The sequence below is a fragment of the Paraburkholderia mimosarum LMG 23256 = NBRC 106338 genome (assembly GCF_000739815.1).
In the GTDB taxonomy this organism is placed as follows: domain Bacteria; phylum Pseudomonadota; class Gammaproteobacteria; order Burkholderiales; family Burkholderiaceae; genus Paraburkholderia; species Paraburkholderia mimosarum.
The window spans coordinates 131,708-156,020 of sequence record NZ_BBJJ01000005.1 but is presented as its reverse complement, the minus strand read 5'-3'; the positions used below and the strand labels follow the sequence as shown (position 1 = coordinate 156,020).

Genomic DNA, 24,313 nt, shown 5'->3' with positions numbered 1-24,313 from the left:
GATTGACTTTCTTCTTGAGCTGCGTACGGGGTTGGTTGCAGCGGTGAAGTCAGTGTAGGAGGGGTAAAGGTCAGGGTAAATACCTAAGAAACGAATTCACTGTTGTGGCCATATGAACAATTCGGGCACAGCCATGGCGAGATGCGCCGGTTTCCTGAACGCGGCAGGCGTCGACGCGCTCAGGCTACACCCGGCACGACGCCGACCATATCGACGAATTCCGTCTTCCCCATGCCGCGCGATTTCGCCCGGTACATGGCGCTGTCCACGGCGCGCATGAGGGTTCGCGCATCGAGCGAGCGGCTGCCGGTGCCCTCGGTGAGCAGGCATACGCCGATGCTGCAGGAAACCGTGACCGGATAGCCGGCAACGGTGTCCATATTTGCGAGGATCGCGTGGATGCCATCGGCAATGGTGAGCGCATCCTGCTTGTCGTAGACGCGCCGCGCCAGCACGACGAACTCGTCGCCGCCGAGACGCGCGAGCGTGTCTCCCCGGCGCATGCGGCGAACCAGTGCCTCGGCGAAGGTGCAAAGCAGCTCGTCGCCGACCGCGTGCCCGAAGGAGTCGTTCACCTCCTTGAAGCCGTCGAGGTCGACGAGCAGCATGGCGCTGCGTTCGCTTTCGCCTGCGCGTGTAAAGAGCGTCCGGCCAATGGCTTGCTCCAGTCGCACGCGGTTGTAGAGTCCCGTGAGCGGATCGGTCGACGCTTGCCGTTCGAGCCGTTTGACGAGCACCGCCAGATAGATCGACGTTGCCGCGATGCTCAATCCCACGCCGAAGGCGGCCGCGACGTTGGCGCGCCACCACGGTTGCCATTGCGCCAGGCCCATCAGGCCGACGAGCGCCACGCCGCAGGAAAGCGCCAGCATGCGCTGGCCATAGCGGCAGCCGGCGCCGACCAGAAACCAGAACGCGACCCACAGGAGCGGCAGCGCGGCGGTGCCGCCCACGGCCAGCGCGGCGGTCACGATGGCCTGATCGGCGATTGTGGTGAGCGTGAGGCGCACGCGCGAGCGCGCCGGCGCGATCGTCAGCGCCACATAGGTGGCGACGCCGAACGCCACATAAGCGGTGACTGCCAGAAGCGTCGCGTAGACGTGAGCGGATCGATAGACCGAGCTGGCAACGAGGTAGGCAAGAAGCACGACAGAGCCGAGCGAGACACGCAGTAGCGCCTGCTCTTTTTCCGGGTCTCTCGGCAATGCGCTAAACAATGCTTTCCCGGGCCAGGAATGCGTATCCGTTTCGCCCATGGCAACCACCCCGCTCGAATTCTGGATTTTGTCGCCCGGTAGTGTACCCCACGGATATGACGTATCAAGGCGCATCAGGATGCGCAACGCCGCCTGCGTGCCGCACTCTATGCCGATTGCATGGACTGGACTCGCGCGGTGCGTTGAGGCGTGCCGGAGAACGCGCGGCAACATTGCGCCGAATGATCGATACTGTCGCGCGCATTGGAAAAAATTCGTCTGTTCGAAACTGGCTCGTCAACCCGGTCAAGGAGGCGTCATGAGCAGGGAAGGTCTGGAAAAGCAGGGCATGTCGTATGAACGGCTCGCGCGCATCGAACGTTTCCTCGACGACAACTACGTCGCCACCGGCACGTTCGCCGGCACCGTGACCCAGGTGTGGCGGCGCGGCGAGCTTGCGCTGAACTCGGTGCTCGGTCTCGCGGACCGCGAGCGGCAGATTCCGATGGCCGAGGATTCGATCTTCCGCATCTACTCGATGACCAAGCCCATCACGTCGGTGGCGATCATGATGCTGGTCGAGGAATGCAAGATCGCGCTCGACGACCCCGTGAGCAAGTACATCCCGGCATGGGAGAAGCTCGGCGTGTACGCGGGCGGCTTCATGGAAAGCTTCCAGACGCGCGCGAGCGCGCGCCCCATGCGCGTGGTCGACCTGTTGCGGCATACCTCCGGGCTCACCTATGGGTTTCATCAGAACACCAACGTCGATGCGGCCTATCGCAAGCTCAAGGTGGGCGAACTGGCGACCGCCGGCACGCTGGACGACATGGTCGACAAGCTGGCCACGTTGCCGCTGGAGTTCTCACCGGGCGACGCATGGAACTATTCGGTGTCCACGGACGTACTCGGCTATCTGGTCGGCAAGATCAGCGGCATGCCGTTCGAGGACTTTCTGAAAGCGCGGATCTTCGAGCCGCTCGGCATGACCGACACGGCGTTCTACGTGCCGCAGGAGAAGGTGTCGCGCTTCTGCGCGTGCTACGCCATCGGCGCGCTCGGCTCGAAGGTGGTCGAGCAAGGCCCGACGCTGCAGGACGATCCCCACACGAGCGCTTACCGCGAGCCGCCTTCGTTCGTCTCCGGCGGTGGCGGCCTCGTCTCCACGGCGGCGGACTACATGCGTTTCGCGCGTATGCTGCTGGGCGGCGGCGAGCTCGATGGCGTCCGGCTGCTCGGCCCGAAGACGGTGGAGCTGATGACCGCCAACCATCTGCCGGGCGGCGCCGACCTGCCGCGTCTCTCGCGCTCGATGTTCAGCGAAGCGAGCTACGAAGGCGTGGGCTTCGGGCTGGGTTTCGCCACGACGATTGCGCCCGCATCGACCCTGATCCCGGGCAACGCGGGCGACTTCTTCTGGGGCGGGGCGGCCAGTACGTTCTTCTGGGTCGATCCGCGCGAAGACATGATCGTGGTGTTCCTCACCCAGCTCCTGCCTTCGACTGCCTGGCCGGTCCGCCGGCAGTTGCGCACGCTCGTCTATAGCGCGATTACCGACAGCGCGGGTTGAAGCTTGCGACGCAAAGTTGCTCGTCTGCGCACAAGCCGCGCCGCGAGATGCCGATACCGCTTCGAGCGGCAGGAACGCGCTGGGGTGAGGTCATTTTTCCGCAGCGATAGCGCGTCCCTGGGCCAGAGACCTTGCGTCCCACTCGTCGCTGGCGATGCTCTGGCATCGAACGTCCCTCAGGCAAGCTGCATTTCAGGTACGTGGTCCGGGACGATCAGCGCGGCGGAGGTCGCCGCGCGGATTTCCTCGACCGACACGCCTTGCGCGCGCTCGCGCAGCACGAGGCCCTCATCCGTCGGCTCGATCACCGCCATATCGGTGATGATCAGGTCGACGCGTCGCGTCGAGGTCAGCGGCAGCGTGCATTCAGGGACGATCTTCGCCTCGCCCCTGGCGCTATGCTGCATGGCGACGATCACCCGCCGGGCGCCGGTCACCAGATCCATGGCGCCGCCCATGCCGGGCACCATCTTGCCGGGCACCTTCCAGTTGGCGAGTTGCCCCGCCTCATCGACCTGCAGCCCGCCGAGCACCGTCACGTCGAGGTGGCCGCCGCGGATCAGGCCGAAGCTCATGGCGCTGTCGATCGACGCCGCACCCGGAACTGCGGTCACAAACCCGCCGCCGGCGTCGGTCAAATGCGGGTCCTCCATGCCCTCGGGCGGACGGGCGCCGAGGCCGATCACGCCGTTTTCGGCCTGGAAGAACACGCCCTTGTCGGCGGGAACGTAGTTCGCCACCAGGCTCGGCAGCCCTATTCCCAGATTGACCAGCATCCCCGGCTCGATCTCGCGCGCGACGCGGCGGGCGATCAGTTCCTTGGCGTCCATGATGTGCCCTCCTAGCCGCGAATGATGAGATGATGGACCAGAACGCCGGGCGTCTTGACTGCATCCGGCGTGATGACGCCCACCGGCACGATGCTCTCGGGCTCGGCGATCACCGTGCGGCCGGCAAGCGCCATGATCGGGTTGAAGTTATGGCCGGTCAGCAAATAGCAGAGATTGCCGACATAGTCGGCCTGCCAGGCCCCGATCAGCGCGTAGTCGGCCGTGATCGGCGGCTCGACGAGCCACGTCTTTCCCTCGACTTCGATTGTCTGCTTACCTTCTGCGGCTTCGGTCCCGAGGCCGGTCGCGGTCAGCACGCCGCCCAGTCCCATGCCGCCGGAGCGGATGCGCTCGACCAGTGTGCCTTGAGGGACGAGTTCGCAATGGATTTCGCCTGCCATCATCTTCGCCTGCGTTTCCGGATTGAGGCCGATATGCGAGGCGACGACGCGGCGGACGGCGCCGGCGGTGATCAGCTTGCCGATTCCCCTGCCGGGGAGCGCCGTGTCATTGGCGATCACCGTGAGATCCCTTGCGCGCCGTGCTACGAGCGCATCGATCAGCCTCTCTGGCGATCCGACGGCCATGAAGCCGCCAATCAACAGGCTCGCGCCGTCGGGGATCAGTTCGGCAGCTGCACCGGCTTTTAGCGCGCCCTTCATGCTGCGGCTCCTTATGAAGCGCCTGCGGCCGCACGGGCGGCGCGGGCGATGACCAGATCTTCGCGGGTGCGAACGATCATGACGGTAGTACGCGAGAACTCCGGGTTTTGTCGATTTCGATCCCCGTCCAGCCGAGGCGCTCGCAGACCCTGCGGCCGATGATGCGGCTATTCTCACCGATGCCACCGCATAAGACCAATGCGTCAATTCCGCCCATGACAGCGGGCATTGCGCCGAGTTCGCGCTGCAAGCGGAAAACGAAATGGTCGATGGCGCGATGGACGGCGGCGACCGCCAGTCAGGTTCCTTGTCGTCAATCGACGGGAGCGATTCGTCCAGATGGGGCAGTCTCCGGTTCGCGCCTGCAATAACGTTTTCCGTTTTACCCTTCGTCTGCAGTGTAAACGCACAACCCTTCTATCGGATCCATGGGCGCTTCCCATGGCTTTGCGGCGATGGCGCGCGTGGCGGCCTCGTAGCCCGCGCGCCTGCGCGCGGCAATGCCGGCGGGGGTGAAGTCGATATCTTTCAGCTGGTCGTCGCCATCGAGCCGCGGCGCCGCGAGCTTGATGAGGCGCATGGTGGTCTCGCAGCCCCAGGCGGCAAGCGCCTCGACATCGGGCGAGTCGCGCTCGGCTTCGGGCACGCGTTTCGCGAGTTCGCGGATCACGTGGCGCAATCGGTGTATCTGCTGCTGGCGTGCGATATGGCTTTCCGTGCGGCTTGCGTACTGAATGTCCTTCTGTCGCTCCGCGATCTGCCAGATGCTCTCCGGCTCGGGGCCGGCCGGATTCCACACCTGCGCCGAAAAGATGATCGAGCTCCTGCGCGGCTTGTCGTCCAGCACGACCTCGACCGGCGTATTGGAATAAATGCCGCCGTCCCAGTACGGGTCACCGTCGATGCGCACGGCCGGGAACGCGGGCGGCAGCGCGCCCGAACTCATGATGTGCTCGACGTTCAGGCGCTGGTCGCGCGTATCGAAATAGCGCATCGCGCCCGTACGGGCGTTCACGGCGCCGACGGTCAGTCGTGGGCGCCCGGCGTTGAGCCGTTCGAAGTCGACCAGCGAAACGAGTGTTTCGCGCAACGGCGCGATCCGGTAGTAAGACGCGCGATCCACGCCGAGGCGCGCGAGCGGCCCGAACCACGAAGCCGGATTGGGCTGGAAGAAGCCCGAAATCCCGCCGCCGATGATCATCAGCTTTGCAAACGTTTTGTCCCACCCGGGCGCGAGACCGGGCCATGAAGCCGCGACGTCGAGCCGGGTTCGGTCAGTGACGCGATGCCAGAATTCCTGCAGACGTTCGAGGCGGCGCTCCGGAGAATTTCCGGCGATCAACGCCGCATTGATCGCACCAATGGACGTGCCGATTACCCAGTCCACCTCGATGCCGGCTTCGTGCATCGCTTCGTAGACGCCGAGCTGATAGGCGCCCAACGCGCCGCCGCCCTGCAAGACGAGCACGACTTGCCCGGGCAATGCCAGGTGTTGCGGCCGCTTCGTTGCCATCGATCGCCTCGCTGATCTTTTCGTCGACGCGCGTTTTGTCTGGAATATGCCTGCGCGTGGCGACTTTATCCGCACTATTGTAGTAGCGTTGAGCGAAGCGAAAACGCTTACCGGACAAGCGGCGCGTGGGCGAGCAAATCCACAGCCCTTTCAACTCGCCGATGCGATATGTCCTTCGAATGTCACGCAGTTTCGGCCAGCGCGCTTCGCGGTGTACAAGGCGGAGTCGGCGAGTCCATAGGCGGTGTCGAAGTCCGTGCCCGCCGGATTGTCGCTCACGCCGAAGCTCGCCGTGATGGGGCGGTTCACCGGGGCAGGGAACGTGTGGCTGGCGATGGTTGCGCGCATGCGCTCGGCTAGTTGCAGCGCCTCGGCGATTTCGAAGCCCGGCAGTACCACCGTGAATTCCTCGCCGCCAACGCGCCCGATAAGGCCCGTTTCGCCGAGGATTCGCCGAAGGCAGTGCACGATGCCGGAAATCACGGCGTCGCCGGCAGGGTGCCCGAAGTCGTCGTTGACCTTCTTGAAGTCGTCGATATCGAGCAGGATCATCACCGCACGATCCGCGCGCAGCGCCTTCGCCGTGCGTTCGATCACGGCGCTCCGGTTGAGCACGCCCGTGAGCGCGTCGTGCGTCGCGCGAAATTGCAGCTGCTGGGTCAGCGCCTGCATCTCGCGCTCGGCGCGATCACTGCGCCGGATGAGGCGCCGGGTCTCGCGCATCAGGCGCTCGTAATGCACGATGAGCTCGGTCAGCGCCTCGTGATATTGCTGCGCGTGCGAGTCAGCATCCGCGGCAATCGCCCGGGCGCGCGCCAGCGCCTCGCTCTCGCTGCGGAACAGTTCAAGAGAATGATCCTTCGATGTGTCCCGCAGGGCAGTCGTTTCCACGCGCGTAGTCCTCAAGGCCTGCTCAGGTCGCAACCGGGCAATCGTTGAACTTGATTGACGTAAAGTCGGCTTGCAGTTCTTCGCCGAATTCGAGGATCGTTTCGTCTTCTGCGTCGCGATACCAGTTCACCTGCACCTGGTTGCCCGCCGAAGCGGCGCGGTCGAGCGCGTCGAACACGTTGAACAGCATCTTCGTGCTCGAGCTGTTGAAGTACGTGAGCGTCACCTCGACCGTGATCGCGGCGTTTTTGCAGGCCTTGAGCCAGCCATTGAGCCGCTCGATGACGGGCGCATAGAACGCGGCGGCGTTCTCGGGATACGACTCGCCTCGCAATGACAGCACGTTTTCGTCGAAGCGGAAGTCGATTTCCGGCGACGTTGCGGTGGCGGCGATAAAAAGGTTTTCCATCTTGTTCGCGTGCCCTGGTCAGATGATGGTCTTGAGGCAAAACAGTGTGGTGTCCGGGTCGCCTTCGCGTGGATGAAACGCGAATTCGAGCGGCGCGCTGGCGTCGCGCGCCATCGTCAGAAATCCCAACCCGGCGCCTTTGCTGTCGGGCGGCGCTTCGGCGCGCAACGACATCTTGTAGGCCTCCTTGATTTCCTCGATCGACATGTTGCGCAGCGGCTCCAGTTTCTCGCGCAATGCGTTCACGGCGCCCGCGGCGACGGGATTCACGCACACCATGAGATGACGCTCGCCCTCGGCCGAAATGCACATCGCGCCTTCGCGGATCGCACCGCCTTGTCCCTGATCTTCGGACAACGCGTCGCACGAGTAGTGCACGATGTTCTGCGAAAGCTCGATGAACGACGAGAAGATGCGTCTGCGTGTCGACGTGCTCAGTCCCGCGACTGCGAGTTGCAGCTTCACGACCTCGCTCATCGCGGCGACGATGCTATGCGAGAAATAGCCCTTGTGATAGAAGAGCAAATTGCGCTTCTGGGCCATTTCGAAGAAGCAGCAGTTTTGATCCAGAATGCCGGACATAGTGTTGGACTACCTCAAACTCGTGCAAAGAAAAGCGTGACATCGTCGCGGCGCGTTTGCGAGCCTTGCCATTCGGCGAATGTCTCGAGCAGGCGTGCGCAGATGAAAGGAGCGGTGTTCTCGCGCTCTGCAAGAATCCTGTCGAGCGCGCGGCGTTTTCCGAATGCGATCTTGCGTGGGCCGCCGATCTGGTCGGTCAGGCCGTCGGTGGAAACGAACAGCAGGCTGCCCTGCGGCAACTCGACAGCGTGCAGCGCCCATGTGTAATCGGCGAGGCTGTCTACGTAGCCCACGCCCATGCGTTCGCCGGCAATGGTGTCGAACTGCGCCGCGTCGGGGCGCAGCACATGGAGCGCGACCCGCGCGCCTGCAAAGTGCAGGACCCGGCTGGCGGCATCGAGCCAGAAGAACGCGGCGTCCAACCCGTCGTTGGACTGCGGCGTGTCGCCCGCGCCGTTGATCTGGCCAAGCAGCCCCTTTACGTTGCGGTTCACGGCCGCAAGCAGTGCCGAAGGGTCGCGCGGACCGATCTGTTCGAGCGCCTGGGAGAGCGAAGCCGAGGCCAGCAGGGTCATGAACGCGCCTGGCACGCCGTGGCCCGTGCAATCGGCCACCGCGCCGAACCAGCCGTCGGCAAATGCAGCGAAGTGATAGAAGTCGCCGCCGACCACGTCGCGCGGTTCCCAGACGAGCGCCGCATCGGGCAGCGTGTTGGAGAGCGTCTCGCGCGAGGCGCGCAGCATGGCTTGCTGGATCACGCTCGCATACTCGATGCTCTGCATGATCTGGCGATTCTTCTCCGCCTGCATTTCCGCCACGATGGAGAGCAGACGCAGGCCGCTGCCCACGCCGGCGAACCGGCCGTCGCGTGTCACGATGAAACCATCCACGAGCGCCTTTTCGCCCACTTCCACCGTCTTGAACGTGAGCGCTTCGATGCCCATCTCCGCATCGACGATCAATGGATCCTTGTCCATGAACGCGATGCAGCTCTTCTTGTCATAGAGTTCGCGATGAAACGGCTTGCTCATTTGCGACATGAAAATATCGCGGTTGATCAGCCCGACGGGACGATCGTTTTCGATCACAGCGAGGCTGCCCATGTCGCGCCGTGAATAGAAGATCTCCATGACAAGGGCGTTTGGATCCGCGGCGTCGACGGCCGGAACTTCCAGAGCCAGTTCTCCGGCGCTGCGCGGACTTGTGGAAAGTCCTGGACGACGAAATTGCGCGAGCGCGGGGTGCATTATCCATTCCGATTAATATGGAGATTAAGCACGCTAATGGCTCTTTATGTCATTTTCGTTACATGGAGAGGAGAAAGACTTCGAGTCGGCTTGTTTAATACAACGTAGCGATCAATGCATCGCGCGCTAACGTTTGCGCGACACTATTGCTTCAGTTGCTGGACATTTTGTCGCGAGCACGTGTTCGCGCGTGCAGAGCCCCTCGCTTGCGCAGACCTTGTTTTTCGAGCGGCCGATCGCGAACGTACGTCCTGCGTGGTCGAAGCGCGTCAGTCTTTTTGGTTGCACGCGCAATGGGGCAGGCTTCGACGTGGTCTGGGAACCGGGCGTGCTACCTGAGGAAAAGGATCGCGCTGCTGCCGCGCGGCGTGCGATGCGCCGCGCGTCTCAACGCAGAAAATAAATGATGCCGGGCCCGGTCTCAACCGGAAAGTTGATGAATCATCCTCAGCAGACTTGCCAGGCGGTCAGGCAGCGACGTGCTCCCCACGCTTGTCTGCAGCCGGCGCATCGGCTGCATCGTCCGCAACGACGACCGGCACGCGCCGCGCGAGCGCGCACATCAGCTCGTAGCCGATCGTGCCCGACGCTTCGGCGACTTCGTCCACGCGCACCTGATCGCCCCACAGCTCGACGCTGGAGCCGATGCCCGCTTCCGGACAGGGCGTGAGATCGACGGTGAGCATATCCATCGATACGCGGCCCACCACGCGCGTGCGCACGCCACCTACGGCGACCGGCGTGCCGGTGCGTGCGTGGCGCGGATAGCCGTCCGCATAGCCGCACGCCACCACGCCGACGCGCATGGGACGGTCGACTGCGAACGTGCGGCCATAGCCGATCGTTTCTTGAGGTGCGAGCGTCTGCACACCGATGATGCGGCTCGTGAGCGTCATGGCCGCGCGCAGGCCGAAGCCTTCCATGTGGCGCGCCACGCCGGTGGGCGATGCGCCATAGAGAATCGTGCCGGGCCGCACCCAGTCGCGATGCGCGCGCGGATGCCAGAGCACGCCCGCCGAATTCGACACCGACTGCTCGCCGGGCAAATCCTGCACGGCTGCGTCGAACGTGTCGAGCTGCCAGTCGACCTGGCCTTCGTCGGCGTTCGCGAAGTGCGTCATGAGGCCGATCGCGCCGATCGAAGGCATGGCGCGCGCGCGCTCCCAGGCGGCGCGATACGCGTGAGGGCGGAAGCCCAGGCGGTTCATGCCCGAGTTCATCTTCAACTGGATATCGATGGGACGCCGCGGATTCGCCGCCGCGAGCAGATCGAGCTGCTCGTCGCAATGCACGGCCACCGTGAGACGGTGCGCGACGGTCAGCTCGACGTCGGCGGGTTCGAAGACGCCTTCGAGCAGCAGCAGCGGTTTGCTCCAGCCCAGCTCGCGCACGCGCACGGCTTCATCGAGATCGAGCAGGGCGATGCCGTCCGCGCCGGCGAGCGCCGGGTAGATCCGCTCTATGCCGTGTCCGTACGCGTTGGCCTTGATGACGGCGAAGGCACGCGATCCGGAGGCGATTTGTTTCGCAAGCTGCAGGTTGTGACGGATGGCATCGGGCTGGATGCGGGCAGTGATGGGGCGCGGCATAGGCATTCCTCTGGGAGAGTCGATGCGGTCTAGTGGTTTGCGCAATCGTATTGATTATTTTCTAGTTATTTTTAATGTATTTTTTCTATATTTTGGTTGAAACGACTGCTCTCAACCCGGAGGCGCGTCGCCGCCGGGCGTGGCGGCAGGCTCTGTCGTCAGAAGGCTTCTAGCGGCGGACGCCCTGAAGGGAGTTGTTCTGGTCTGCTAATGTGCGTTTTCAGCCCGCCATGCGCTTTTATCGATCCGCGCTTGCGTGCTGCTCACTGGCGCGCGCTTCGATCAACTGAACCAGAAGGCGCGCCGGATCGCTCAGCGTGCCCGGCGCGCGATGCACGAGCCCGACGTCGCGGTGAAACGTATGCTGCCCGAGGTCGATCGCCCGCACCGAGGCGGGCCATTGGCGCCACGCCGATGTCTGCGGCACGAGCGCGACGCCCAGGCCGTTCGCGACCAGCCCGACGATGGCTTCGAGCTCGTCGAGCTCGCTCACGTCCTGCACCGTGCAATGCATGCGGCGCAGGAAGCGGTCCACCTGGCGCCCGCCGAACGACGCGCGGTCGTAGCGGATGAACGGCTGGGTCGCCAGCAGATCGGCCCAATCGCGACCTTTCACGCGACGCGGCACGATGAGCCGGAACGGTTCGCGAGCGAGCGTGGTCCAGCGTAAATCGCTTTGCAGTGCGAAGGGTGGACGGATGATGGCCGCCATGTCGATGTCGCCCGCATCCACGAGATTGTGTAGTTCCATCGAAACCCCGGGAATCACGCGCGTGCGGCAGTCGGCGCAACGGCGATGGAATTCCGCCAGCGCGTCGGGCACCAGCGAGCGTTGCACGGAGGCGATCGCGCCGAGCGTCACACGCCCGCTCGCCGCGGGGCCCGCAGCGCTCGAACTGAGGTTCTCATAAAGCCGGATGACCTCCCGCGCCTGGGCGAGGATGTGCTCGCCCATCGCATTCAGGCGGGCGGCGCGCCCCTCGCGGTCGAACAGCGCGAAGCCCAGTTCCGCTTCGAGGCGCTGCATCTGCGCGCTTACGGCGGCCTGAGTCAAACCGATTTTCTGGCCCGCCGCGGCGAAGGTGCCTTCGCTCGCTACGGCAACGAGGGTTCTGAGTTCGCGGATCATTCATCAATAATATTTGTATATCAAGAAATTATATATTGATTTCGTTTTTGCTTTGGCCTGTCTACCATGACAGGATCGCTTTCGGACACAGTGGAGACACGCATGTCGCTTTCGCCATTTCACCTCGCCATTCCCGTGTACGACCTGCCGGCCGCGCGAGACTTTTACGGGCGCGTTTTCGGTCTTGCGGAAGGGCGCTCCAGCGCGCAGTGGGTCGATTTCGACTTCTTCGGCCATCAGCTCGTGATTCACGAGCATCCAAAAACCGCCTCGCAGGAGAACGCTCACACGAATCCCGTGGACGGCCACGACGTGCCCGTGCCGCATTTCGGCGTCGTGCTCGGCTGGAGCGAGTGGGAGGCGCTGGCCGAGCGCCTCAGGGCGTTTGGCGTGCAGTTCGTGATCGAACCGTATGTGCGCTTCAAGGGTCAGGTGGGCGAGCAGGCCACGATGTTCCTGCTCGATCCGTGCGGCAATGCACTCGAATTCAAGGCATTCAAGGACATCGGCCAGCTTTTCGCCAGGTAGGCGCGGATCGCCGCTGTGCGATGAAGACGCTCGCGCGGGCAGGGAGCCGAATGGCGGCGCCGCCACGAAAGTGCGCGGCCTGCCGCGAAGCGATGGCTAGCTTCATCCAGGCTGCACAAGAACGATCAGGAACGCTGACTATCTCCTCGCGCGAAACGCAGCGGCATGCGAACGCTAAGGCTGGTTCCAGCGAAAGCGGTCGCTGCGCAAGGGCGCGCCTTCATCGTCGAGCCTCTCATTGCCAGGCGGGACCGCTTCGAAATACGACTTGCCGTGCTGCGACTCGGTGTGCATCGTCGCGCGCGAGATGCCCAATGGGATGGACGAGGGCGAGGGCGGAGGCCAATGCAACGTGGCAGGCGCCATGCTCTGGGGGGAGGGCAGATCTGCTTTTTCGTTTGCCGGAGTCACGCCCATGGCCCATGCGGCGGGGGCCGAAGCCAGAGCGATTAGCGCGGAGAAAATAGCGGGTTTCATACGCGGTGAGCACATGAATGGGCAACTGGGCCTTTATTTTATGTCGCATTGTGACGTATTTCCAGGGGCCTGCGCCGCCCGTGGCGCGCATCGTGCGACTGGCAAAATATCCGGCGATTGACGACAATTCGCGTGCTAAGCGAGCGCGGATCGCAATTCTTCGTTAATTTTGAGCGAAATTTAGAATGGATTTCAGCAGATTAAACGACTCGAATTCGAAAATCGGCTTGTGGGCGTTTCGCCGCCTGAAGGGCTGCATGAACGCGCGCGCAAACGCGGGCGCATTCCGGCGACGGATGTGCCCGCGCGGCCTCTACGTTGACCTTCACGAAATCGGCCGGGCATCCTGCGTGGGGTTGCCGAGATCGTCAGTCGGCACGTACTGCTTGTCGAAGGCCGCCACGTACAAGGCCCATTCGGGATCGCCGAGATCCACCAGTAGTGCGCCGTCCTGCCAGATGTCGTTGTGGTCGTTCGCATCGTCGCCCGCGCGGTGGATGAACCCGCCCGTGGAACCCTGGTTCATGTGGACGTCGTGCATGCCGCCGCCTTCGCTGAAGAAGCGGCCGAACACGTACACGTCGAGTGCAGATTGTTGCGCGCGCAACAGAAGGCGTTCCAGCGATGCGACGGGTTCCACCTGGCTGGAGCCGTCCATCACGTCGCTGTTGCGCCACGCGCCCGTGTTGGCGAGAAAGTCGCTGCGCTGGAAGTCGATCGCGGGCAGCACGGCGGTGCCGGTGAGATCCGTCGAGCCCTCGGCGGCATTGGCGAGCGTCGGGAGCGCGGCGTGATTGAAGTCGAACACGAGCTTGTACTTGAGCAGGTCGTCGGCATCCGTGGTGCCCACGTTGACGGCGATGTCCCATTGCGCGCCGTCCACCGTTATGCCGAAGTGCAGATGATATTGAACTTCGTGTGGTCGCCGCGTGGACTTCAATTGCGGTGCGGTAGCAATCTTCGCTTTAACGTAGCCGTAAGGTAGGGCCATCGCGCGCTCCTCGCAGTTGGGGTGGGTTCGCCATTGTGGCGCGAGAAGATGGACTTGCGCTTCCAGGGTGCGCAGTCACCCCTTGCTCGTTGCGCTGCGTTTTTTTTGCGCCGCCCGCTCCACGAGATGCTCGACCATGCGTTGGGCCGCGGGCTGCAGCGTGTCGAACGCACGAAAGCAGACGATGAAGCGGCGCCGCGCCCAGGCGTCCGAAAGCGCGATGGTGCGCACATCCATGATGCGCCGGTAGGTCGTGCTCACCTCCTCGGGCACGACGCTGATGCCGAGATTCGCGGCCACCACGCGAAACGCGGCGTCGAAGTTCGACACCACCGCACGGTAGGCCACCGTGCGCCCGCTGCGTGCCGCAGACTGCCGCAGCATCGCATGAACCGCAGTGGAGGGCGCAAGGCCCACATGCTCGTAATCGAGCGTCTCCTCGAACGCGATGGTGCGACGCTTCGCAAGCGGGTGCCCGGGATGCACGGCCAGCACGAGGCGGTCTTCACGCCACGGGCGCGACTGCAGGCCGCCAAGCTCGACCTTGTCCCAGCACACGCCCAGCGAAGCCGCTCCGTCGCGCACACGCTCGACCAGTTCGTGCGACGTGCGCTCCTCCACATTGACGCGAATGTTCTGATAGGCGGGCAGGCGCATGAACACGGCGAGATCGTCGAGCAGCGCCTCGGCGATCGCGGAGGCCGAGGCGCACACGTTCACGCTGCCCGAGAGGCCGCCGCCGAGCGCGGCAATGTCGCTCGCGGCGCGCTCCAGCGTGAAGATCACGCTGCGTGCGTGTTCCAGCAGCGCGGTACCGGCAGCCGTGGGCTGCACGCCGCGGCGCGAGCGCGTGAGCAGCGGCACACCGAACTCGCTCTCGAGCTGGGCGATGCGCTTGCTGATGGCGGAGGGCTCGATATGCTCCTCGCGCGCAGCGCGGCCCATGTTGCCATGTTCACAAACGCTCACCAGCAAGCGCAGGGTCTTGAGATCGATGTCGCGCACGGCGTCTCCTAACGGTGTTTCCGAGATGGAATCATGGGGCTTCCAAAATACCGCTTTATGCATTTCGCGGAATGTCTAAAGTTAGCACATCGCTGGAGACAACAACGGAGACACCTTCATGCCCCCTTTGCCGCAATGGGCCCACGCGCGCGCCGTGATCCGCGAGGTCGGCTTGCGCGACGGCCTGCAAAGCATCGCGACCGTGCTGCCTACGGACCAGAAGATCGAATGGATACGTGCGGCGCACGAAGCCGGGCAGCGCGAGATCGAGGTGGGCTCGTTCGTGCCCGCGCGCCTCTTGCCGCAACTCGCGGACACCGCTGAACTCGTCGCATACGCGAAGACGCTTCCGGACTTGTTCGTCTCGGTGCTCGTGCCGAACCTGAAGGGCGCCGAACGCGCGCTCGAAGCGCAAGCGGACCTCATGCTCGTGCCGCTTTCCGCGAGCGAGGCGCATAGCCTCGCGAACCTGCGCAAGACGCCTGAGGAAGTCGTGGCCGAAGTGGCGCGCATGCGTGCCGCGCGCGACGCGAGCGGCGCGAAGACGCTGATCGAAGGCGGCATCGGGACGGCCTTCGGCTGCACGCTTCAAGGGCGCGTGGAGCCAGCGCAAGTGCTGCGCTGCATGCAGTCGCTGCTCGATGCGGGCGCGGACCGGGTGAGTCTCGCCGACACCGTAGGCTATGCGAACCCCGCCGCCGTGCGTGCGCTTTTTGAAGCCGCCCGCGAGATCGCGGGTGAGCGGCTCTGGTGCGCGCACTTTCACGACACCCGCGGCCTCGCGCTCGCCAATGTCTATGCCGCGCTGGAGGCGGGCCTGACGCGCTTCGACGCCACGCTGGGCGGCATCGGCGGTTGCCCTCATGCGCCGGGCGCGAGCGGCAACGCAGCGAGCGAAGACCTCGCGTTCATGCTCGCCGACATGGACATCGACACCGGCATCGAGATCGAACGCTTGCTGGCGCTGCGCGCGCGCGTAGGGCAGTGGCTGGCGGGTGAAACCCTGCACGGCACGCTTTGGCGCGCCGGCCTGCCTAAGACGTTTCGCTCTGCGTCCCGCTCCACGAATCTGTATACCTGATTAGTTAGAGATCCATATGAACACTGTCAGCCGGCTTCCGCTCGAAGGCGTGCGCGTCGTCGAATTCTCGCACATGGTCATGGGCCCCACCTGCGGGATGATTCTCGCGGACCTGGGCGCCGAAGTCATCAAGATCGAGCCGCCCGGCGGCGACAAGACGCGCAATTTGCCAGGTCTTGGCATCGGCTTTTTCCGCTCGTTCAACCGCAACAAGAAAAGCGTGGTGCTCGACATCAACACCGAGGCCGGGCGCGCGGCGGCCGTCGAGCTGATCGGCGCTTGCGATGTGGTGCTCGAAAACTTCCGCCCTGGCCTCATGGAAAAACTCGGGCTCGACTATGCCACGCTCTCGCCGCGTTATCCGCGGCTCATCTACGTCTCGCACAAAGGCTTTTTGCCTGGCCCGTACGAAAAGCGTCTCGCGCTCGACGAAGTCGTGCAGATGATGGGCGGACTCTCGTACATGACCGGCCCCGCCGGGCGTCCGCTGCGCGCGGGCACGTCCGTCAACGACATCATGGGCGGCATGTTCGGCGCGATCGGCGTGCTGGCGGCGCTGCGCGAGCGCGATGCGACCGGGCGCGGCCAGGAGGTGCAAAGCGCGCTGTTCGAAAACTGCGTTTTCCTGAGCGCACAGCATATGCAGCAGTACGCCATGACGCACGAGGCGCCGCCACCCATGCCTTCGCGCGTTTCGGCATGGAGCGTGTATGACGTGTTCACGCTCGCACAGGGCGAGCAGCTTTTCATCGGCGCGGTGAGCGACAAGCAGTTCATCACGCTATGCGACGTGATTGGCTGCCCGCGGCTCGCCGGCGAACCGCGCTTCGCGAACAACGCGCTGCGCGTGGCGGCGCGGCCCGAACTGCTCGCGCGTCTTGCCGACGTGCTCGCCACGCATCAGGTGGCCGAACTCACGCCGCGCCTCGAGGCGGCCGGCATACCTTACGCGCCGATCGTGCGCCCCGATCAGTTGTTCGACGACCCGCACCTGAAGGCGAGCGGCGGATTGGCGCCCATGCAGACCGACGATGGCGGCATGACCGAAGTCGTGCTGCTGCCGCTCCTGATGGGCGGCCGCCGCCCCGGCGTGCGCCAGCCGCTTGCGCGCGTGGGCGAGCACACCGAAGAGGTGCTGGCGGGCCTGAGGACGCACGCCGCGCCTTGAGCCGGCGCGCGGCACAGAGGTGCCACGTTTCTCGCTTGGCGATTCCCCCGCCGGGTTGACTTGATGGTTGCGCGTGCAATGATCCGCAAGAAGTTCGCACGCGCCGCACGCACACCCTGCTTCCACAAGAAAGACGCCCAGCGAGGCGTCGTCACGGAGACAAACATGCAACGAACCATGGGGGCGGAGAAACCGCTCGACGTCGTCACGGCCATGCCAGCAGGCAATCGCGCCGCGGCGGCGCTTTCCGCGCGCATTGACCGCTTGCCCGCCACGCGGCAACTCTGGATGCTGGTGACGCTGATTTCGCTCGGCGGCTTTTTCGAGGTCTACGATCTCATCTTCACGGGCTACATTGCGCCTGGCATGGCGAGAAGCGGCATGCTGCAAACCACCACGCACGCATTCTTCGGCTTCAACGGCATCGGCGCTTTCGTGGCCGCGACGTTCGCGGGCCTCTTCGTCGGTACGTTCTTTCTCGGCTGGCTGCCTGATCGATTCGGACGACGAAGCGTGTTCACGCTCTCGCTCCTCTGGTATTCGGCGGGATCGGTGGCGATGGCGTTCCAGCACACCTCGCAGGGGCTGATCCTGTGGCGCTTCATCACGGGAATCGGCGTGGGCATCGAAATCGTCACGATCGATAGCTACGTCACCGAAATGGTCCCGCAGCAGATGCGTGGCCGCGCCATGGCCTGGAACCAGGCCATCATGTTTTCGGCCGCGCCGATTTCGGCGCTGCTCTCGTGGTGGCTCGTGCCGCAGGCGCCGCTCGGTCTCGACGGTTGGCGCTGGGTCGTGCTGGCCGGTTCGCTCGGCGCGGCGCTGGTGTGGTTCGTGCGGCGCGCCGTGCCGGAGAGCCCGCGCTGGCTCGTCTCGCACGGCCACACGGAGGCGGCGGAGCGCGTGATCGCGCAGATGGAGCAGCGCGCCGTGCGCGAAAGCGGTGCGGCCTTGCCGGAGCCCGCGCCTACGCCCGCGCTGCCCGTGCACCGGCGCGCCTCGCTCGCGGAGCTCTGGCGGCCGCCGTACCGTGCGCGCCTCATCATGCTGATCGCATTCAACCTGTGCCAGGCCATCGGCTACTACGGTTTTGCCAACTGGGTGCCCACGCTGCTGATCGGGCAGGGCGTGACCGTGACGAAGAGCCTGCTCTATGCTTTCGTGATCGCCATCGCGTTGCCTTGCGGGCCGCTGCTCGCGATGCTCGTGGCCGATCGCATCGAGCGCAAGTGGCTCATCGTCGGCTCGGCGTTCGCGGTTGTGGTGTTCGGGCTACTGTTCGCGCAGGCGCGCGGGGCGGCCGCCCTCATTTCGCTCGGAGTCCTGATCAGTCTCGCGGGGCAGACCATCTCCGTGTGCTATCACGCCTACCAGGCCGAGCTTTTTCCCACCGCGATCCGTTGCAGCGCCAATGGAATCGTGTACTCCGCGAGCCGCGTGGGCGCGATGATGTCGGGATTCGTCATTGCCGCGCTGCTGCGCGACTTCGGCGTGAGCGGCGTGTTTGCGGGCATCACCGTGTGCATGGTCGCGGTGATGGTATCCATTGGCGGGTTCGGTCCGCGCACGAATGGCGTAAGGCTCGAAGAACTGTCGGCGTGAGGTAAGGAAAGCGGCAGGCGTTGCGCGCCGGTCGGTGCGCAACGCCTACGCGGGATTCAAGCCGCCGGGATCACATCGATGCGCAGCGCCGGGCCGCCTGCCGCGATCTCCAGCAGACGGTCCACGTTCGCGTGCGCGCCCGGACGGTTGCGCGCGTCGGCGGTGTGCTCGGCGAACACCGCCAGGCCGTGTTCCGCGGCGTTGGCGTCGAGCGAGCCGAATGCTTCGCGCAGATAGTGGTAGACCGCGAGCGAGCCCTGCTTGCCGGGCTTGTTCTCGATGCTCGCGACCACGGCGCCCTGGCCGTCCACGAGATCGATGCGCTCGATGCCGTCGATGCCCGGCAGCAGGGCGAGATTGTCCTTGAATACGGCGCCCGGTTGAATTGCCTGAATCACTGAAATACTCCGTTGGTTCGATAAATGCCTTTGGCGGAGCCGTATCTTAGCCGATCGGAGTGTGCCGCACGTCGCCCGCCTCACTCGTCTCCCACAGCCGAAAGCGGCGCGGCCACATGCTCGAGCGATTTGCGCTCCGCGTCCACGCCCCAGATCGCGGCGACGAACGCCGCGCCGATCATGAGCGCCGAGCCCACCACATAGCCCGTGAACACCTCGCTGCGCTGGTGGGTGTCGATCAGCCGCCCGAAGAAGGCGGGGCCGATGATGCCGCCCAGCGCAGTCCCGAACGCATAGAACACGGCGATGGCCAGCGCGCGAATCTCCAGCGGAAACGACTCGCTCACGGTCAGATAAGCCGAACTCGCCGCAGCCGAAGCGAAAAAGAAAATCACCATCCACGCGCCGGTTTGCATCCTCACCGTGAGGATGCCCTGCGCGAACAGCCAGCCGCTCGCCGTGAGCAGCATGCCCGAGAGCGCGTAGGTCGCGGCTATCATCGTGCGCCGGCCGATCACGTCGAAGAGGCGTCCCAGCATGATCGGCCCGAGAAAGTTGCCGAGCGCGAACGGCAGCAGGTAGAGGCCGACTTCGCTGCCCGGCACCCCATAGAACTCCGTGAGCACGAGCGCATAGGTAAAGAAGATCGCGTTGTAGAAGAAGGCCTGCGCCGTCATCAGCGAAAGGCCGACCAGCGCGCGCCGCCGGTGCCGCACGAAGAGGGCGTGAAACACGGCGCTCAGCGGCGTATGGCTGCGCGCGTGCAGGCGCAGCGGGGCGCCGGACGGCTCGTCGAGTGTATGGCCGGCAGCGCGAAAGCGCGCCTCGATGTCCTGCACGACGCGTCCGGCTTCGCCGTGCCCGCCGTGCGTGAGGAGCCAGCGCGGGCTTTCCGGAATCCAGCGGCGCATCGGCAGGATGATGAGCGCGAGCACCGCGCCGATGAAAAAGCACACGCGCCAGCCCCAGTCGGCGGGCAGCAGATGCGGGTCGAGCAGCACGAGCGAGCCCGCCGCCCCAACGCCCGCGCCGACCCAGAACGTGCCGTTGATGCAGAGGTCGGTCCAGCCGCGCACGCGAGCGGGCGTGAACTCCTGGATCGTCGAATTGATGGCCGCGTACTCGCCGCCTATGCCAGCGCCGGTGATCAGACGAAAGACCAGGAAACTCGCGAAGCTCCAGGAGAACGCCGTGGCCGCGGTGGCGAGCAGATAGACGGCCAGCGTGATGAAGAAGAGCTTGCGGCGGCCGAGCCGGTCCGTGAGCCAGCCAAAGCCGAGTGCGCCGCACACCGCGCCCGCGATATAGGCGCTGCCCACGAGGCCCACCTGCGCATTGTCCAGATGCAGAACCGGGCTCGTTTTCAACGCGCTCGCCACCGCACCGGCCAGCGTGACTTCGAGGCCGTCGAGGAGCCACGTGACGCCCAACGCCGCGACGATGAGCACATGAAAGCGCCCCCACGGCAGGCGGTCGAGGCGCGCGGGCAGCGTGGTTTCGATGATGACGGGCTTATCGGACGTAGTGGTCGTATCGGGCCTATCGTGCGTATGGTGCGGATTCATCGGGCAGGGCTGGGTTCGGTCGGGATGGCTGTAGCATGGCCCGTTCCCGAATGGCCGCAGAAGAGCGAACCACGTAAGCAGGTGCGAAATACCGGCTCACGCCAAGTCCGAATTCTTATCTGCGGGATCTCCGAACTTGCCAATGCTTTGAAGGCGCGGCCGAATGTGTGCCCGGAACTCGCGCGCTCGATTAGAAACTGCGCCGAACGGTGACTGTCGCGCCAGTGCTGTGCGAATGAAGAATGGCGACTCGCGCAGTGGCGGAAAACACCCATTGGTCCATGGTGAGCGAGAGCCTGCGTTGAGGCTGCGCGCCGATGTTCAACGTGCTGTCGGGCACCTGAAGAATCGAAATTTGCGGCGCTGTGGAAGGGCCGATGTGCAGATAGCCGGAAGACGGCAGCGCGGCCTGCGGCTCACCATACCCGCTGCCGTGTGCGGACTTCGTGAACTCGTAATGGTATTTGTCGTGTGCGATTGGCGCGCTATAAAAATTCTCCAATTGCGCGTAAAACGGCTTTTCCTGATTCTGTTGATATTCCAGTTCGTAACGGTGCAGATACACCTGAGGTTCTGGCAGTGAAGGAACGACCTCCATGGGCATCGGCGCGATATTGGCGAGCGTCATGGTTTCGGGAGCGCTCATGAAGGTGCTCTGAGCGTAAGCGTAACCGCTCAGCATAAGAAAGGCTGCACCGACAATCTTTTCGTTCAGGCACGTCATGAGGAACCCTCCAATGACGAACTCGAAACATCGACCGCTGAATGTTTCGATCGAACAGACCGCCTTCGCTTCACCTGCATCCATGCATTCTAGTACCTGATTTGCTTCCTGCCAGCCGAATATGAGTGCGTGCGGCGCGATCGATGCGAAGTCCACCAGCTGACGGATGGTCTGCAGAATGCGAGGGGGTGCCAAATGCAACGTTCACGCCTTTCGTCGCTTAACATGACAGTCGAAATGACCGGTCAACGGATGTGGACGGCCGGCAACAGCGGAAGAAATTGCGGATGGAGCAGCGCCGGCGATACCGGCGAAGTCAACTCGTTCGGGAAAATCCGCAGTCGGACCGGACCGTGCCGAACAATGCGCCGAGTGACCTTCAGCGCGCGCGCGGGTCGTGCTTCGGCGGTGTTGTTTTTGCGTCGCTTGCGTTTGCGCAAGCGGGCGAGATAGCCGGCGAAACCGTTACGTGACAAGGCGCAAGCGCTCGCGGTTCAGGTGCGCGGCATTTTGCCACCACATTGACGCACGCGCATGGTGTGACAATGCGTCGAAATCTTCAAAATAAGCTAACGAAGGAGTCGTCCGATGCTGTCACCCGTCGCAGGATCCGCTATCGTCGTGCGCCAAAGCAGTCGTGCTCCTCTCGGGGCTACGCAGCCCAGTGCGCGCTGCTCGGGGTGCTCAATGCGCCATCTTTGCATGCCGCAAGGCTTGCCGGCGGAAGAGCTTCCCAAGCTCGAGGCGCTGATCTGCGGCGCGCGCAAGGTGCGCCGCGGGGAAGCGCTCTACCGCTCGGGCGACCGCTTCGACAATCTCTACGCCGTGCGCTCCGGCTCGCTCAAGACGTTCATCGTCAACCGTGACGGCCGCGAGCAGATCACGGGACTGCGTCTCGCGGGCGATGCGCTGGGGCTCGACGGCATTGCCAACGACGTCCATGCGTTCAGCGCGGTCGCGCTCGAAGACAGCTCGATCTGCACGCTGCCCTACGCCGCGCTCAAGACGCTTTGCCGCGAAAGCGGCACGATGCAGGACCGGCTGCATCGGCTCATGGGCGACCAGTTCAATCAGGAAGCTTCGCAGATGATGGTGTTGGGCTCGCTCAGCGCCGAAGAGCGCGTGGCCGCGTTCCTGCTCGACGTCTCGTCGCGCAACTGGCAGCGCGGCTATTCGCAGGCGGAGTTCCGCCTGCGAATGTCGCGCGAAGACATGGGCAGCTATCTCGGCATCACGCTCGAAACGGTCAGCCGGATTCTGTCGCGCTTCCAGAAGCGCGGGTTGATCGATGCGCAGGGCAAGCTGATTCGCATCTGCGATATCGAAGGGCTGCAGACGGTCTGAGCGGGACCGGCGGCGCGACAGCCATCGAACGCCCGATGACTGCCGCTGCCGATTGCTAACGATTTACTTGTCGTCGTCGAGGCCAAGACCCGGCAGACGATGCGTGCCTTCGACCTGCACCGCGTGCAGCAGACGCGGATCGAGGTCGAGCGCGCTCAGGATCGTCGGCGCGACCTGGGTCGTGAACACGTAGTGGTCGTCGGTGCGGCCGGCGTGCTTGAGGCCCGGGAACGACACGACGAGACCCAGATGGCTGTCGTCGGGCGCGTTGCCGCCGTGCTCTTCATCCTTCTTCTTGCTCGACGTATAGATCACACCCGGGTTCGGCTGCACGACGATATCGGGCGTGCGGCCGTTCGAAGGATTGCCGAACCAGTCCGCGAGACGGTCGCCGGTGAGGATGTACGCTTGCGGGCCGTCCGCGCAGATGCCCGGCGCGTTGCAGCCCAGGTTGGCCTTCAGCGTCTTCACGACCGCATCTTTCTGGCTCTGGTCGCGCAGCCAGATCAGGCCGACGTCGTCGGTCTGCACCATGCCGGTGCCAGAAAGGCCCGTGCCGTCGTTCAGGCTGCCCGTCTTCGTATTGTTCTGACCGAAGTTGCCGTTCGGATCCAGATAATTGTTAGCCTCCAGCAGCGCCGTCAGCGTATCGCCGTTCTTCACCAGCTTCGTATGATCGGTCGGCGACTGGCCGTGCTTGGCCGTCACGATGATGAGCGTCGAGGCATAAAGATTGCGCTGCTTCAACTCCGTGACCACGCGCCCGAGCGAGTTGTCGAGGTACGTGATCGCCGCAGCGACCTGCGGGCCCGGCGTGAAGTCGGCGTCGAGGTACCCGCCTTGCTTCGCGACCGTCGCCTTCTGCGCGACGCTGAGCGTCTGGAAGTTCGTGCCGAACAACGTGGGCACGGGCGCGCTCGTCTTGCCCGTCGAATCGAGGCCGTCGATCTGGTTGATCAGCGCCTGCACGTGGAGGTTGTCGAAGACCTCGGTATGCGTGTAGACGTCCGTATAGTCCGAGTTGGTCTTCGGATCGATCGAGTTGATCTCGGTGCGCGCGAGATCGTCCACGCCCTTGCCGGACGGCCCGTTGACCCAGTCATAGCCCCACGCGTGCTTGTCGGCCCACGCCGTGTGCGAGCCGTGCAGATTCTGCTTGATCACTTCGAAGACCGTGTTGGTCTTGATGTAATTGTGCGGGTACACGGGCGTGCAGACGCCGTTGATCTTCGCAAACGGAATGGCTTGCGGATTGAATGCGCCGCCGCCGTCGAGGTGGACCAGCGCGCCGCCGTTCTGCGCGTCGATGCCGGTCGTTTCGTCGAACACGACGTTCCAGCCTTGCGGGCCGGCACATTTCGAATCGAGCGGAGCGTAGAGCGTCCGGTCATATGAGACGTCATAGAAGAGACCCGCGCTCCTGGGCGAGCCGCCCGTCACGAGCGCCGCGAGACCGGGGAACGAATCGGACAGATGGGGCGTGTGCGCGTTCGTGTAGGTGACGCCCGATTTGGCGAGCAATGCGAGGTTGGGGCAGCTGTTGCTGCCGATGCAGCGGGCGACATCCTGCTCGTGCAGGCCGTCGAAGCTGATCAGCAGGACGTGCTTCACGTCCTTCATGTCGCCTGCGTACGCCGTCGACTGTACGCCCGCGAGCGCGAGAGCACTCGCTCCAACGACTGCGCCTATCCGTGACCACCGGGTCGTATTCTCCATGTTTTACCTCGTTTTTGAATTGCGTTGTAGGGAACGTTGCGGGGAATTGCGTGGGAGCTGCGCACAACCTGAGCACTGTGTCGGGCGAAGGCG

General features: G+C 64.2%; 23 protein-coding genes. 6 read left to right on the top strand and 17 right to left on the bottom strand.

The window, feature by feature from the left end; all coding sequences use genetic code 11:
• Nucleotides 1–179: 179 nt before the first annotated feature.
• Entirely contained in the window at nt 180–1,256 is a 1,077-nt protein-coding gene (locus BMI01S_RS05850) for a GGDEF domain-containing protein (protein WP_028230225.1), read from the bottom strand.
• A gap of 259 nt (nt 1,257–1,515) precedes the next feature.
• Between BMI01S_RS05850 and BMI01S_RS05845 the strand changes: the two genes are divergently transcribed.
• A complete protein-coding gene (locus BMI01S_RS05845; protein WP_028230226.1) occupies nt 1,516–2,766 on the top strand; it encodes a serine hydrolase domain-containing protein in 1,251 nt (416 codons plus the stop codon).
• 176 nt (nt 2,767–2,942) lie between these two features.
• Here BMI01S_RS05845 and BMI01S_RS05840 read toward each other — a convergent pair whose 3' ends face one another.
• From BMI01S_RS05840 to BMI01S_RS05800, 10 genes are all read right to left on the bottom strand, one after another.
• Complete coding sequence (locus tag BMI01S_RS05840; protein WP_028211312.1) at nt 2,943–3,596, bottom strand: 3-oxoacid CoA-transferase subunit B; 654 nt, start codon at nt 3,594–3,596, stop codon at nt 2,943–2,945.
• Nucleotides 3,597–3,607: 11 nt separating this feature from the next.
• Nucleotides 3,608–4,258, bottom strand: coding sequence for a CoA transferase subunit A (locus BMI01S_RS05835; RefSeq protein WP_028211313.1), 651 nt, complete (start codon nt 4,256–4,258; stop codon nt 3,608–3,610).
• 76 nt (nt 4,259–4,334) lie between these two features.
• Nucleotides 4,335–4,529 carry a hypothetical protein gene (locus BMI01S_RS38790; RefSeq protein ID WP_255217791.1) on the bottom strand — a complete coding sequence of 65 codons (195 nt, stop codon included), beginning with the start codon at nt 4,527–4,529 and terminating at the stop codon, nt 4,335–4,337.
• Between the two features lie 111 nt (nt 4,530–4,640).
• Complete coding sequence (locus BMI01S_RS05830) at nt 4,641–5,771, bottom strand: patatin-like phospholipase family protein (protein ID WP_028211314.1); 1,131 nt, start codon at nt 5,769–5,771, stop codon at nt 4,641–4,643.
• 150 nt (nt 5,772–5,921) lie between these two features.
• Nucleotides 5,922–6,662 (bottom strand): GGDEF domain-containing protein, encoded by a 741-nt coding sequence (locus tag BMI01S_RS05825; protein WP_028230227.1) that lies wholly within the window; start codon nt 6,660–6,662, stop codon nt 5,922–5,924.
• A 22-nt stretch (nt 6,663–6,684) separates the two neighbouring features.
• Nucleotides 6,685–7,071 carry a DUF1987 domain-containing protein gene (locus BMI01S_RS05820; RefSeq protein ID WP_028211316.1) on the bottom strand — a complete coding sequence of 129 codons (387 nt, stop codon included), beginning with the start codon at nt 7,069–7,071 and terminating at the stop codon, nt 6,685–6,687.
• An 18-nt stretch (nt 7,072–7,089) separates the two neighbouring features.
• Nucleotides 7,090–7,653: a SiaB family protein kinase gene (locus BMI01S_RS05815; RefSeq protein WP_028230228.1), complete on the bottom strand. Its 564-nt coding sequence runs from the start codon at nt 7,651–7,653 to the stop codon at nt 7,090–7,092.
• A gap of 14 nt (nt 7,654–7,667) precedes the next feature.
• Nucleotides 7,668–8,783, bottom strand: coding sequence for a SpoIIE family protein phosphatase (locus tag BMI01S_RS05810; RefSeq protein ID WP_036044336.1), 1,116 nt, complete (start codon nt 8,781–8,783; stop codon nt 7,668–7,670).
• Nucleotides 8,784–9,367: 584 nt separating this feature from the next.
• On the bottom strand, nt 9,368–10,489 hold the full coding sequence (alr, locus tag BMI01S_RS05805; RefSeq protein WP_036044338.1) for an alanine racemase: 1,122 nt from the start codon (nt 10,487–10,489) through the stop codon (nt 9,368–9,370).
• A gap of 238 nt (nt 10,490–10,727) precedes the next feature.
• Nucleotides 10,728–11,618, bottom strand: coding sequence for a LysR family transcriptional regulator (locus BMI01S_RS05800; protein WP_028230230.1), 891 nt, complete (start codon nt 11,616–11,618; stop codon nt 10,728–10,730).
• A 102-nt stretch (nt 11,619–11,720) separates the two neighbouring features.
• On the opposite strand from BMI01S_RS05800, the gene BMI01S_RS05795 reads away from it, so the two are divergent.
• Nucleotides 11,721–12,146, top strand: a complete 426-nt coding sequence (locus tag BMI01S_RS05795) for a VOC family protein (RefSeq protein WP_028230231.1) — start codon at nt 11,721–11,723, stop codon at nt 12,144–12,146.
• A gap of 802 nt (nt 12,147–12,948) precedes the next feature.
• Here the strand turns inward: BMI01S_RS05795 and BMI01S_RS05785 are convergent.
• Together BMI01S_RS05785 and BMI01S_RS05780 are read right to left on the bottom strand one after the other, a co-directional pair.
• Nucleotides 12,949–13,614, bottom strand: coding sequence for a DUF2278 family protein (locus BMI01S_RS05785; protein ID WP_028211323.1), 666 nt, complete (start codon nt 13,612–13,614; stop codon nt 12,949–12,951).
• Nucleotides 13,615–13,689: 75 nt separating this feature from the next.
• A complete protein-coding gene (locus tag BMI01S_RS05780) occupies nt 13,690–14,619 on the bottom strand; it encodes a LysR family transcriptional regulator (protein ID WP_028230233.1) in 930 nt (309 codons plus the stop codon).
• 118 nt (nt 14,620–14,737) lie between these two features.
• Between BMI01S_RS05780 and BMI01S_RS05775 the strand changes: the two genes are divergently transcribed.
• The 3 genes from BMI01S_RS05775 to BMI01S_RS05765 all read left to right on the top strand — a co-directional run bounded on the left by BMI01S_RS05775 (nt 14,738) and on the right by BMI01S_RS05765 (nt 18,473).
• Nucleotides 14,738–15,700: a hydroxymethylglutaryl-CoA lyase gene (locus BMI01S_RS05775; RefSeq protein ID WP_028230234.1), complete on the top strand. Its 963-nt coding sequence runs from the start codon at nt 14,738–14,740 to the stop codon at nt 15,698–15,700.
• A 16-nt stretch (nt 15,701–15,716) separates the two neighbouring features.
• Complete coding sequence (locus tag BMI01S_RS05770; protein ID WP_028230235.1) at nt 15,717–16,868, top strand: CaiB/BaiF CoA transferase family protein; 1,152 nt, start codon at nt 15,717–15,719, stop codon at nt 16,866–16,868.
• Nucleotides 16,869–17,033: 165 nt separating this feature from the next.
• Complete coding sequence (locus BMI01S_RS05765) at nt 17,034–18,473, top strand: MFS transporter (protein ID WP_028230236.1); 1,440 nt, start codon at nt 17,034–17,036, stop codon at nt 18,471–18,473.
• A gap of 56 nt (nt 18,474–18,529) precedes the next feature.
• Here BMI01S_RS05765 and BMI01S_RS05760 read toward each other — a convergent pair whose 3' ends face one another.
• From BMI01S_RS05760 to BMI01S_RS05750, 3 genes are all read right to left on the bottom strand, one after another.
• The gene (locus tag BMI01S_RS05760; RefSeq protein WP_244145300.1) at nt 18,530–18,868 is read right to left on the bottom strand and encodes a DUF2322 family protein; all 339 of its coding nucleotides are present in this window, start codon (nt 18,866–18,868) and stop codon (nt 18,530–18,532) included.
• An 83-nt stretch (nt 18,869–18,951) separates the two neighbouring features.
• Nucleotides 18,952–20,436 (bottom strand): MFS transporter, encoded by a 1,485-nt coding sequence (locus tag BMI01S_RS05755; RefSeq protein WP_042288564.1) that lies wholly within the window; start codon nt 20,434–20,436, stop codon nt 18,952–18,954.
• A 190-nt stretch (nt 20,437–20,626) separates the two neighbouring features.
• Nucleotides 20,627–21,361 carry a hypothetical protein gene (locus tag BMI01S_RS05750; RefSeq protein ID WP_244145291.1) on the bottom strand — a complete coding sequence of 245 codons (735 nt, stop codon included), beginning with the start codon at nt 21,359–21,361 and terminating at the stop codon, nt 20,627–20,629.
• 387 nt (nt 21,362–21,748) lie between these two features.
• Between BMI01S_RS05750 and fnr the strand changes: the two genes are divergently transcribed.
• Nucleotides 21,749–22,504, top strand: coding sequence for a fumarate/nitrate reduction transcriptional regulator Fnr (fnr, locus tag BMI01S_RS05740; RefSeq protein ID WP_081715946.1), 756 nt, complete (start codon nt 21,749–21,751; stop codon nt 22,502–22,504).
• Between the two features lie 63 nt (nt 22,505–22,567).
• On the opposite strand, the gene BMI01S_RS05735 is transcribed toward fnr, so the two are convergent.
• Nucleotides 22,568–24,220, bottom strand: a complete 1,653-nt coding sequence (locus tag BMI01S_RS05735; RefSeq protein ID WP_028211332.1) for an alkaline phosphatase family protein — start codon at nt 24,218–24,220, stop codon at nt 22,568–22,570.
• Nucleotides 24,221–24,313: the final 93 nt, after the last annotated feature.

Coding starts and splice junctions, on each gene's coding strand:
- BMI01S_RS05835 (WP_028211313.1), bottom strand. CDS start 4,258: ATGAAGGGCGCGCTAAAAGCCGGTGCAGCTGCCGAACTGATCCCCGAC.
- BMI01S_RS05770 (WP_028230235.1), top strand. CDS start 15,717: ATGAACACTGTCAGCCGGCTTCCGCTCGAAGGCGTGCGCGTCGTCGAA.
- BMI01S_RS05850 (WP_028230225.1), bottom strand. CDS start 1,256: ATGGGCGAAACGGATACGCATTCCTGGCCCGGGAAAGCATTGTTTAGC.
- BMI01S_RS05735 (WP_028211332.1), bottom strand. CDS start 24,220: ATGGAGAATACGACCCGGTGGTCACGGATAGGCGCAGTCGTTGGAGCG.
- BMI01S_RS05800 (WP_028230230.1), bottom strand. CDS start 11,618: ATGATCCGCGAACTCAGAACCCTCGTTGCCGTAGCGAGCGAAGGCACC.
- BMI01S_RS05785 (WP_028211323.1), bottom strand. CDS start 13,614: ATGGCCCTACCTTACGGCTACGTTAAAGCGAAGATTGCTACCGCACCG.
- alr (WP_036044338.1), bottom strand. CDS start 10,489: ATGCCGCGCCCCATCACTGCCCGCATCCAGCCCGATGCCATCCGTCAC.
- BMI01S_RS05795 (WP_028230231.1), top strand. CDS start 11,721: ATGTCGCTTTCGCCATTTCACCTCGCCATTCCCGTGTACGACCTGCCG.
- BMI01S_RS05845 (WP_028230226.1), top strand. CDS start 1,516: ATGAGCAGGGAAGGTCTGGAAAAGCAGGGCATGTCGTATGAACGGCTC.
- fnr (WP_081715946.1), top strand. CDS start 21,749: ATGCTGTCACCCGTCGCAGGATCCGCTATCGTCGTGCGCCAAAGCAGT.
- BMI01S_RS05840 (WP_028211312.1), bottom strand. CDS start 3,596: ATGGACGCCAAGGAACTGATCGCCCGCCGCGTCGCGCGCGAGATCGAG.
- BMI01S_RS05755 (WP_042288564.1), bottom strand. CDS start 20,436: ATGAATCCGCACCATACGCACGATAGGCCCGATACGACCACTACGTCC.
- BMI01S_RS05830 (WP_028211314.1), bottom strand. CDS start 5,771: ATGGCAACGAAGCGGCCGCAACACCTGGCATTGCCCGGGCAAGTCGTG.
- BMI01S_RS05810 (WP_036044336.1), bottom strand. CDS start 8,783: ATGGAGATCTTCTATTCACGGCGCGACATGGGCAGCCTCGCTGTGATC.
- BMI01S_RS05775 (WP_028230234.1), top strand. CDS start 14,738: ATGCCCCCTTTGCCGCAATGGGCCCACGCGCGCGCCGTGATCCGCGAG.
- BMI01S_RS05820 (WP_028211316.1), bottom strand. CDS start 7,071: ATGGAAAACCTTTTTATCGCCGCCACCGCAACGTCGCCGGAAATCGAC.
- BMI01S_RS05815 (WP_028230228.1), bottom strand. CDS start 7,653: ATGTCCGGCATTCTGGATCAAAACTGCTGCTTCTTCGAAATGGCCCAG.
- BMI01S_RS05765 (WP_028230236.1), top strand. CDS start 17,034: ATGCAACGAACCATGGGGGCGGAGAAACCGCTCGACGTCGTCACGGCC.